This is a genomic window from Aeromonas sp. 600282 (assembly GCF_049175755.1).
In the GTDB taxonomy this organism is placed as follows: Bacteria; Pseudomonadota; Gammaproteobacteria; order Enterobacterales; family Aeromonadaceae; genus Aeromonas; species Aeromonas veronii_A.
The window spans coordinates 147,972-156,067 of record NZ_JAAKVR010000012.1 but is presented as its reverse complement, the minus strand read 5'-3'; the positions used below and the strand labels follow the sequence as shown (position 1 = coordinate 156,067).

Here is an 8,096-nt window from a genome sequence, read left to right as displayed (position 1 = left end):
GGTCGCGGGTTCGAGTCCCGTCCGCTCCGCCACTAATTTGAAGGCCTTCCCTGATGGGAAGGCCTTTTTGCTATGGGTGGTTTTGTCCATAAGACCCACAGGTTTGCACACCAGAACGAACAGCAAAGCCCGGCTTCACGACCGGGCTTTTGTATTTTTAGCGTGTTAAACCACCAATATCTGGCTTTTCCCTGCCAAGTAAGAGTGCCAGATAGCCGATTATTTCCACCATTTTCGGGCTATATCAGAGTCTTATCAGTCTCATTTACAGCTATCTGAATGACTCTGAAGGTGGTCAAATCAGGCTTCTGCCGCCTGCTGGTTGCAGGGAAGTTCCATATTGACCACCCCTCTTCCATTTGCACGTCGATCTTGAAGCCCAGCAGCTTGGCTAGGTTGGGAATACCGAGATTAATCAGGTACCGTTCAAGCAAAGAGGCCTTCCCGACGGGAAGGCCTCTTTGCTTTATCTATCAACTGATTACCATCACTCGGTCTATTTATCAGTGCTTCTCTTTGTTGCCAATGCTCAGGCCGAGCTTGATGGAGAGGGCTGCCAGTAACAGCAGCATCATGATCAGGGAGAAGAAGTTGCTGCCAAGCTCCGGGTATTGCACCTTGAGCAGCGCGGAGTGACCGAAGACACCGATAAAGAAGCAGAGCAGGGTGCAGATGGGAGTGTTGCCCACCATGGGTTCATGGCGATAGTGCTGGAACAGCTGATAGGCCGCCAGCCAGAGGGCAATCAGCGGAAAGAAGGAGAAAGGTACGACCGAGTTGGTCAGCACGGCCAGAGAGGCATCGCCACAGATACCAATCAGCATGGCCATGGCGAGCGGTTTTTTCGGGATCATAAGCTGTTCAGTCATATCGTTCTCCATCCTGTGGTCATGGGTGAGGTTCACGGCGCTTCTGGTTTTGTACCTCGGCGCCCATGGCGATCATCCGCAGTTGGCGAATTGTTCGGTCGGAGAGTGCACGGCACTCTTCGCTGGTCATGTCGAGTGCATCGGCACCGGCACTGAAGACGATGGTGACCATGGCTTCTGCCTGGATGTAGGCATCTTCCCGTGGTGCTTCGGTGGTGGCTTCCAGATAATCGGTCAGCTCTGCGATAAAGTGCTGGATTTCGCGAGCCACCGCCTGACGAAAGGCGGCCGAGGTGCCGGAGCGTTCCCGCAGCAGCAGCCGGAAGATGTTGGGGTTGTTCTCGACAAACTCCATAAAGGTCTGCACCGAGGTGCTGATGACACTGCCACCACCGGCAATGCGCTGGCGTGCCTGGCGCATCAGTTGGCGCAGGGTAAGGCCTCCTTCGTCAACCAGGGTCAGGCCCAGTTCCTCCATATCGCGAAAGTGGCGATAGAAAGAGGTGGGCGCGATACCCGCTTCGCGAGCGACTTCCCGCAGGCTGAGATTGGAGAAACTCCGATTGGCGCACAGTTGGCTGAATGCAGCATCGATCAATGTACGCCGGGTTTTTTCTTTTTGTTGAGCGCGAATACCCACGAAATCAGTCACCTTCAGCTTAACGAGGACAAATGATAACCCGAAGGCGCCTCAGGATCAGGTTTGTATCCTATTTTTTTACCATTGACCGTGAGGAAATCACCATAGAAAATGGCTAACAGCTGTTCGCTGAAAGGATGCAATGAGATGGCCAGACCCCCCATTATTTTCACCAATACCCTGCTGTTCTCCCTCTCCGGGATAGTGGCGTTGATTGTCGTGCCCTGGTACGGCGTGAGCCACGGTTACGATCTCTGGCAGTGGGCCAGTTTCCTGTTGTTGTTCTGCCTTAGTGGTCTCTCCATCACCGCAGGCTATCACCGGCTCTGGTCGCACAAGGCCTACAAGGCGCACCCCGCTTTGCAGTGGTTGTTTGCCATCGGCGGTGCGTTGGCGCTGCAGAATTCGGCCCTGCACTGGTCGGCCGATCACCGCCGTCACCATCGTCATGTGGATGACAACGATAAAGACCCCTACAGCGCGGGGCGCGGCTTCTGGTATTCCCACATCGGCTGGATGCTGCGGGAGCATCAGGGAGATCGCTATGGCGATTACAATAATGTGCGTGACCTGCAGAACAACCCGGTGGTCGCGTTTCAGCACCGTCACTATCTGACGCTGGCGCTGGCGGCCAATCTGGGGCTGCCGCTGCTGCTCGGCCTATGGCACGGGGATATGCTCGGCATGTTGCTGTTGGCAGGCGTGCTGAGAATGGTGATGACTCACCACACCACCTTCTTCATCAATTCGCTGGCCCACATCTGGGGCAGTCAGCCCTATACCGACCGCAATACCGCTCGCGATAACGGCATCCTGGCTTTTTTCACCTTTGGCGAGGGGTACCACAACTTTCACCACCTGTTCGAGAATGACTACCGCAATGGCATTCACTGGTGGCAGTTCGATCCGACCAAGTGGTTGATCCGGCTCGCCTCCTGGTGCGGTCTGGCGGGAGATCTCAGATCTTCGCCGGAGGAGCGTATCGAACAAGCCCGGCTGCAGATGCAGCTGAAACGGGCACAAGCCAAGTTGCGCAAGCAGGAAGATCGCGAACTGTGGCAGGCGCTGCTGCAGGAGGAGTACGACAAGCTGAGCCAGCAGTTGCAACACTATTACGCTAGTCGCAAGCGGCTGCTGGAGCTGCGCAAGCGCAAGGCGCTGGCGCGCTATGACCGCCTCAAGCTGCAACTGGAGTACCGGGCCCTGCGTGACGGCTTTATCGCTGGTAAACGCAACTGGAGTCGCCTGCTGGCAGGCATTGCATGATGCCTTGCTGGGGTATCACACATACTAAAAGAGAAGACCGCCTGCTGGCGGTCTTCTCTTTGGTATGCATGTTTGAACGGGCTAGTTGGTTTGGCTCTGCTGTTGCTGCAACTGATCCAGTGCCTGCTGCTCCTGCTGGCTGAGACCCAGCTGTTCACAGGCCTGCTCAAAGCTGATCCCCAGATAGCGCATCATGATATCCAATAACGGGAGGGCTTAGTTGGCTTGGCTCTGCTGTTGCTGCAACTGATCCAGCGCCTGTTGCTCCTGCTGGCTAAGACCCAGTTGTTCACAGGCCTGCTCAAAGCTGATCCCCAGATGGCACATCATGATATCCAATAACGGGAGGGCTTAGTTGGCTCGGCTCTGCTGTTGCTGCAACTGATCCAGTGCCTGTTGCTCCTGCTGGCTGAGACCCAGCTGTTCGCAGGCCTGCTCAAAGCTGATCCCCAGATGGCACATCATGATATCGATGGCGGGCAGATAGTTCTTCATAGCTTCTTCCATGGTGATCCTCCAGACCCGTCACTTATGCCCTGAACCACTCGGGGCGGCAATTAGACTTTAGGCTTAGTCTGTCCATTTGATAAGCACCCCTGCCACTGGGGGAGGGAATTTGTTACCCTGCATCATGATAAAAACGGTTGCCGTATGACTGCGAGCAACAGGTGAGGAGCAGGGCATGTTATTGAGTTTCTTGATCATCGCTTCAGGTTGGTGGCATATCCGTGCGGCCTACGGTTCAGACAGCCGCCAGTTCTATATCAGCAAGCCGCTGACCATGCTGTTTATCATCGCGTTGGCGTTCGGCTACCAGAGTTATGACCACGACGGTTCCCACGCCTGGATCCTGCTCGGCCTCTGCCTCTCGCTGGCGGGCGATGTGCTGCTGATGCTGCCAAGCGATCGCTTCATTCAAGGGTTGGCGGCATTTCTTGTCGCGCATCTCTGCTATATCGTCGGCTTTGCCCAAGGACCGCTGCTGCTCAATCTGGTGGACGGCTTGCTACTGTTGCTGATTGCCGGCATGGTATTTGGCCTGTTGTGGGGCAAGCTTGGGGAGATGCGGATCCCGGTCTTTTGCTACATGCTGGTGATTATCGGCATGGCCTGGGTGGCCGCCGGTGCCTGGCACGCCTCTCTCACTGCCGGTTCTGCCGCTGCGTTGGTGGGGGCACTGATGTTCCTCTTCTCCGACAGCATGCTGGCGCTCGATCGCTTCCGCCGCCCCTTTCCCCACGCCCGCGCTTGGGTGATGAGCAGCTATTTTGCGGCACAATTCCTGATTGCGGGCTCGCTGGCGGGATAACACCACGTGGTGGAGTACAGGTAACAGATAAAGAAAAACGGGCATTGGCCCGTTTTTCGTTTTATGCCCGGCGTTTTTCACGCCTCTAGCGGTTCGGCATCCGCAGCCCGTGGGGCGGGGGATTTGAGCAACAGCATCAGGCCGCTGGCGATCAGCAAGAAGATCCCCATGATGTAGAACACCTGGTTGTAGGCCATGATGGCTGCTTCCCGGTTGATGGTGTTGGCCAGCATGGCGTGGGCTTGCTGCTGAGCAATCTCGGGGCCTGAACCCTGCGCCATCATGCTCTGGGCCAGTTGCAGCAGATAGCTCTGCCCCTCGATACTGCTGGCGGCCAGAGTGCTGCCAATTTGCAGCACATGGGTGCGGGTATCGTTGTCGAGCAGGGTCGCGATGATGGCGATACCGAACGCGCCACCGAGGTTGCGCAGTACGTTGAGCAGGGTCGAGGAGGAGGGGATCTCGTCGTGGCTCAGGCTGGCGGTGGCGACCAGGGAGAGCGGCACCATGATGAAGGGCTGCCCCAGCGCCCGCACGATAAGCGACTGGATCAGCTGCGGCCCGGCGTAGTCGGCACTCATGTTGACGTTCATAAAGCAGCTGACGGCGAAGATAAGGAAGCCGAAGCTCACCAGATAGCGCGGGTCTATCTTGTGGGTCAGTTTGGGCACCAGCGGTAGCACCAGCAGTTGCGGCAGCCCCATCCACATCAGGACTTCGCCGATCTCCAGCGCGTTGTAGTTGTGGATCTGGGTCATGTAGAGCGGCAGCACATAGATGGAGCCCATCAACGCCATGCCGAGGATCAGATAGGCGAAGCAGGCCAGCGCGAAGCGCGGGTTGTGCAGCAACCGCAGATTGACCAGCGGGTGACGGCGGATCAGCTGGCTGATGACGAAGAACACCAGCGCCACTGCCGAGATGACCGCCAGTCGCACGATGAAACTTGAGCCGAACCAGTCTTCCCGATTGCCCTCTTCCAGTACCACCTCCAGCAGGCCGAGGCCAAGTGCCATGGTGACAATCCCGATGAGGTCTACCCGCTTGATCACGGCCCAGTCCACCGGTTTTTTATCCAGCCCGTGGGCCAGCATGGCCATCACCAGCAGTCCCGGCGGCACGTTGAGATAGAAGATGTAGTGCCACGACATCTGCTCGGTGAGCCAGCCGCCGAGGGTCGGACCGATGGCGGGGGCGAAGGTGGCACAGAGGCCAAACAGCGCCATGCCGGTGGCCCGCTTTTGTAGCGGCAACAGGGTGACGATGAGGGAGAAGGCCATCGGGATCAGCGCCCCGCCGGTGAAGCCCTGCAGCGCCCGGAAGACGATCATGCTGGTGAGGTTCCAGCTGAACGAGCAGAGCACGGAGGCGGCGATAAACGCACTGGTGGTCCAGAGTAGGTAGCGGCGCACGCTCAGCCCCCGGCTCAGCCAGCCGCTCAGGGGGATGGCGATCATCTCCGCCACCAGATAGGAGGTGGAGATCCAGGAGCTTTCGCTCAGGGTGGCCGACAGGGCCCCCTGAATATCCTTCAGGGAGGCATTGGTGATCTGGATATCGAGGATGGCCATGAAGGCGCCGATAAGCCCCCCCATGACCGCGATCCAGTTGCGACGTGGAATGGGTTCCATCAGTTGGCAGCCACCACGGGCTCAGGAGTGCGGGTATCCACGATCACTTCGGTGGAGAGACCCGGCAGCAGCTTGCCTGCCAGCGGGCCTGGCTCGGGGATGCGGATCTTCACCGGTACCCGCTGCACGATTTTGGTGAAGTTGCCGGTAGCATTCTCCGGTGGCAGCAGGGCGAACTTGGCACCGGTGGCCGGGGCCAGGCTGTCGATGATCCCCTCGACCGGTTGATCCGGGTAGGCATCGAGCACCACTTCGACCTTCTGGCCCGGCTGCATATGGGCGAGCTGGGTCTCCTTGAAGTTGGCCTCGACCCACACCTGCTGTAGCGGCACCAGGCTGGCGACCTGCATACCGGACTGGACGTAGAGCCCTTCCCGCAGGCTGCGCTTGCCGATGATGCCGTCGGCCGGTGCCCGCAGTTCGGTGTAGCCGAGCTCCAGCTTGGCCTGCTCCAGTTGTGCTTCGCTCAATGCCAGCTTGGCCAGATTCTGTTTGCGCTCGGCATCCAGTACCAGCAGTCGTTCACGTGCCGCCTGCAGGGCGGCTTGGGCCTCCCGGGCTTGCGCCTGATTGACCTGCAGGCCGGCACGCACCTCGTCCAGACTGTCTTGCGAGCTGTAGTGGCGCTGGTTGAGCTGACTGATCCGGTTGACCTGCTGGCTGGCGCGCAGCTGTTCGGCGTTGGCGGAGGCGAGCTTGGCCTCGGCCTGCTGGATCAGGCTCAGTTGTTGGGTGCGGGTGGCGGCCAGATTTTCGGCCGTCGCCTGATTGAGGCGCAGGTCGGCTTCGGCCTCCGCGACCCTGGTTTTGTATTCGCGATCATCGAGACGGGCTATTAGTTGGCCCGCTTTGACCGGCTGGTTGTCGGTGACCAGCACTTCGCGGATATAGCCGGGCAGCTTGGAGCTGATCCCGGTCACTTCACTTTGCAGATAGGCGTTGTCGGTGCTTTCAAAATAGCGGCCGTGAAGATACCAGTAACCGGCGAACAGCAGACCGAGCAGCGCCAATATCATGGCTGCCAGCAGGGGAATTTTTTTGTGTTGACTCATTTTTGTGATTCCTGAACTTAAGGGGCGCAGGCTAACACTGGTCAACTGTTTCGATTAGTATTGGTTCACGAGATATACAGTTTCACTGGTGCAACAATGGATCTCAATGCCGCGTTAATTCTGGTGCGTATCGTCGACAAGGGCTCGTTTACGGGGGCCGCCCGCGAGCTGGGGATGACCAAGGCGATGGTCAGCCGCCGCATCGCCGAACTGGAACAGCGGCTCGGAGTGCGTCTGCTCTATCGCTCCACTCGTCAGCTCACTTTGACCGAGGAAGGGGAGAAGTACTACCTGCACTGTAGCAAGGCGGTCGATGCCCTGACCGAAGCCGAGCTCATGCTGAGCGCCAGCCAGCAGGAGGTAACCGGCACGCTCAAACTGGCGGTGCCTATCGAGACGGGGCAACTGGTGGTTGGGCGCTTGGTCGCCAAGTTTTTGCAGGCCTATCCCGCCTTGCAGGTGGAGCTGGAGCTGACCAATCGAGTGGTGGACCCTATCAGCGAAGGGCTGGATGCGGTGGTGCGGATTGGCGACATGAGCGACTCCAATCTGGCTGCGCGCCGACTCTGGAGCACCGGAAGGTTGCTCTGTGCCAGCCCGGACTATCTGGCCCGCAGCCCGGTCATCGAGCGGCCGGAGGATCTGGCCAACCACGAGCGGGTGACGGTGAGCAGCGGGTTTCTCGCCTCTCACTGGTGCTTCGAGCTGGATGGTAGAGAGGTGCTGGTTGACCCCCCATCCCGTTTTCGGGTCAATAATATTACCTGTGCCCGGGAGGCTGCGAAGGCGGGGCTGGGGTTGGCCTCGTTACCCGCTATGCTCTGTCAGGATGAGCTGGCCAGCGGCGAGCTGGTGATCCTGCTGCCAGAGTGGCAGCAACCCAGGGTGCCCATATATCTGCTGTTTCCAGAGCGGCAACTGATGCCGCGCAAGTTGCGGGCATTCATCGATTTCATGATTGATAACGGCGCCGAGTTTGGCATCGACAAGTTGTTGTAAGGGGGAGCTATGGATAACTGGATCAATCTCTATCGCGCCTCACACACCCTGGAAGCGCACGCGTTGAAAGGGGCGCTGGAGGCAGAAGGGGTGCTGGTGCGCCTCAATGGCGAGGGGCTGTCGGGCGCCCTTGGCGAACTGCCGGTCGACATGTTGCAGGTGACCCTGATGGTGCGGGCCGAGGATCGCAGCAAGGCAGGACGGGTCATCGAGCGTTACCAGCAGCGTCAGGGTAACGGCTGGCTGTGCGGCCAGTGCGGGGAGGAGAACGGCGCCAACTTCGACGTTTGCTGGCGCTGTCATCACGATCCCCACGACAGCTGATCTTTC

Annotated in this window: 9 protein-coding genes; 4 read left to right on the top strand and 5 right to left on the bottom strand. The window is 58.7% G+C overall.

Going from position 1 to position 8,096, the window contains the following annotated elements:
• Nucleotides 1-503 precede the first annotated feature (503 nt).
• Both G5137_RS13170 and fabR read right to left on the bottom strand, forming a co-directional pair.
• Nucleotides 504-869, bottom strand: coding sequence for a YijD family membrane protein (locus G5137_RS13170; RefSeq protein ID WP_213389829.1), 366 nt, complete (start codon nt 867-869; stop codon nt 504-506).
• Between the two features lie 19 nt (nt 870-888).
• Complete coding sequence (gene fabR / locus G5137_RS13165; RefSeq protein ID WP_005339921.1) at nt 889-1,509, bottom strand: HTH-type transcriptional repressor FabR; 621 nt, start codon at nt 1,507-1,509, stop codon at nt 889-891.
• Between the two features lie 147 nt (nt 1,510-1,656).
• Here fabR and G5137_RS13160 point away from each other — a divergent pair, with 147 nt between their 5' ends.
• Nucleotides 1,657-2,775 carry a fatty acid desaturase gene (locus G5137_RS13160; RefSeq protein ID WP_216959726.1) on the top strand — a complete coding sequence of 373 codons (1,119 nt, stop codon included), beginning with the start codon at nt 1,657-1,659 and terminating at the stop codon, nt 2,773-2,775.
• A gap of 351 nt (nt 2,776-3,126) precedes the next feature.
• Here the strand turns inward: G5137_RS13160 and G5137_RS13155 are convergent, their stop codons facing one another.
• The gene (locus G5137_RS13155) at nt 3,127-3,282 is read right to left on the bottom strand and encodes a hypothetical protein (RefSeq protein ID WP_231720668.1); all 156 of its coding nucleotides are present in this window, start codon (nt 3,280-3,282) and stop codon (nt 3,127-3,129) included.
• A 175-nt stretch (nt 3,283-3,457) separates the two neighbouring features.
• Here G5137_RS13155 and G5137_RS13150 point away from each other — a divergent pair, with 175 nt between their 5' ends.
• Entirely contained in the window at nt 3,458-4,084 is a 627-nt protein-coding gene (locus G5137_RS13150; RefSeq protein WP_421223133.1) for a lysoplasmalogenase, read from the top strand.
• A gap of 77 nt (nt 4,085-4,161) precedes the next feature.
• Here the strand turns inward: G5137_RS13150 and G5137_RS13145 are convergent, their stop codons facing one another.
• Nucleotides 4,162-5,715, bottom strand: a complete 1,554-nt coding sequence (locus G5137_RS13145) for a DHA2 family efflux MFS transporter permease subunit (protein ID WP_421255508.1) — start codon at nt 5,713-5,715, stop codon at nt 4,162-4,164.
• Entirely contained in the window at nt 5,715-6,767 is a 1,053-nt protein-coding gene (locus G5137_RS13140) for an HlyD family secretion protein (RefSeq protein ID WP_219295563.1), read from the bottom strand. Before G5137_RS13140 ends, G5137_RS13145 begins: the two co-directional genes overlap by 1 nt.
• A 96-nt stretch (nt 6,768-6,863) precedes the next feature.
• Here G5137_RS13140 and G5137_RS13135 point away from each other — a divergent pair, with 96 nt between their 5' ends.
• On the top strand, nt 6,864-7,766 hold the full coding sequence (locus G5137_RS13135) for a LysR family transcriptional regulator (protein ID WP_005357631.1): 903 nt from the start codon (nt 6,864-6,866) through the stop codon (nt 7,764-7,766).
• A 9-nt stretch (nt 7,767-7,775) separates the two neighbouring features.
• Nucleotides 7,776-8,090 carry a DUF2007 domain-containing protein gene (locus G5137_RS13130; protein WP_005339933.1) on the top strand — a complete coding sequence of 105 codons (315 nt, stop codon included), beginning with the start codon at nt 7,776-7,778 and terminating at the stop codon, nt 8,088-8,090.
• The last annotated feature ends 6 nt before the right edge of the window (nt 8,091-8,096 follow it).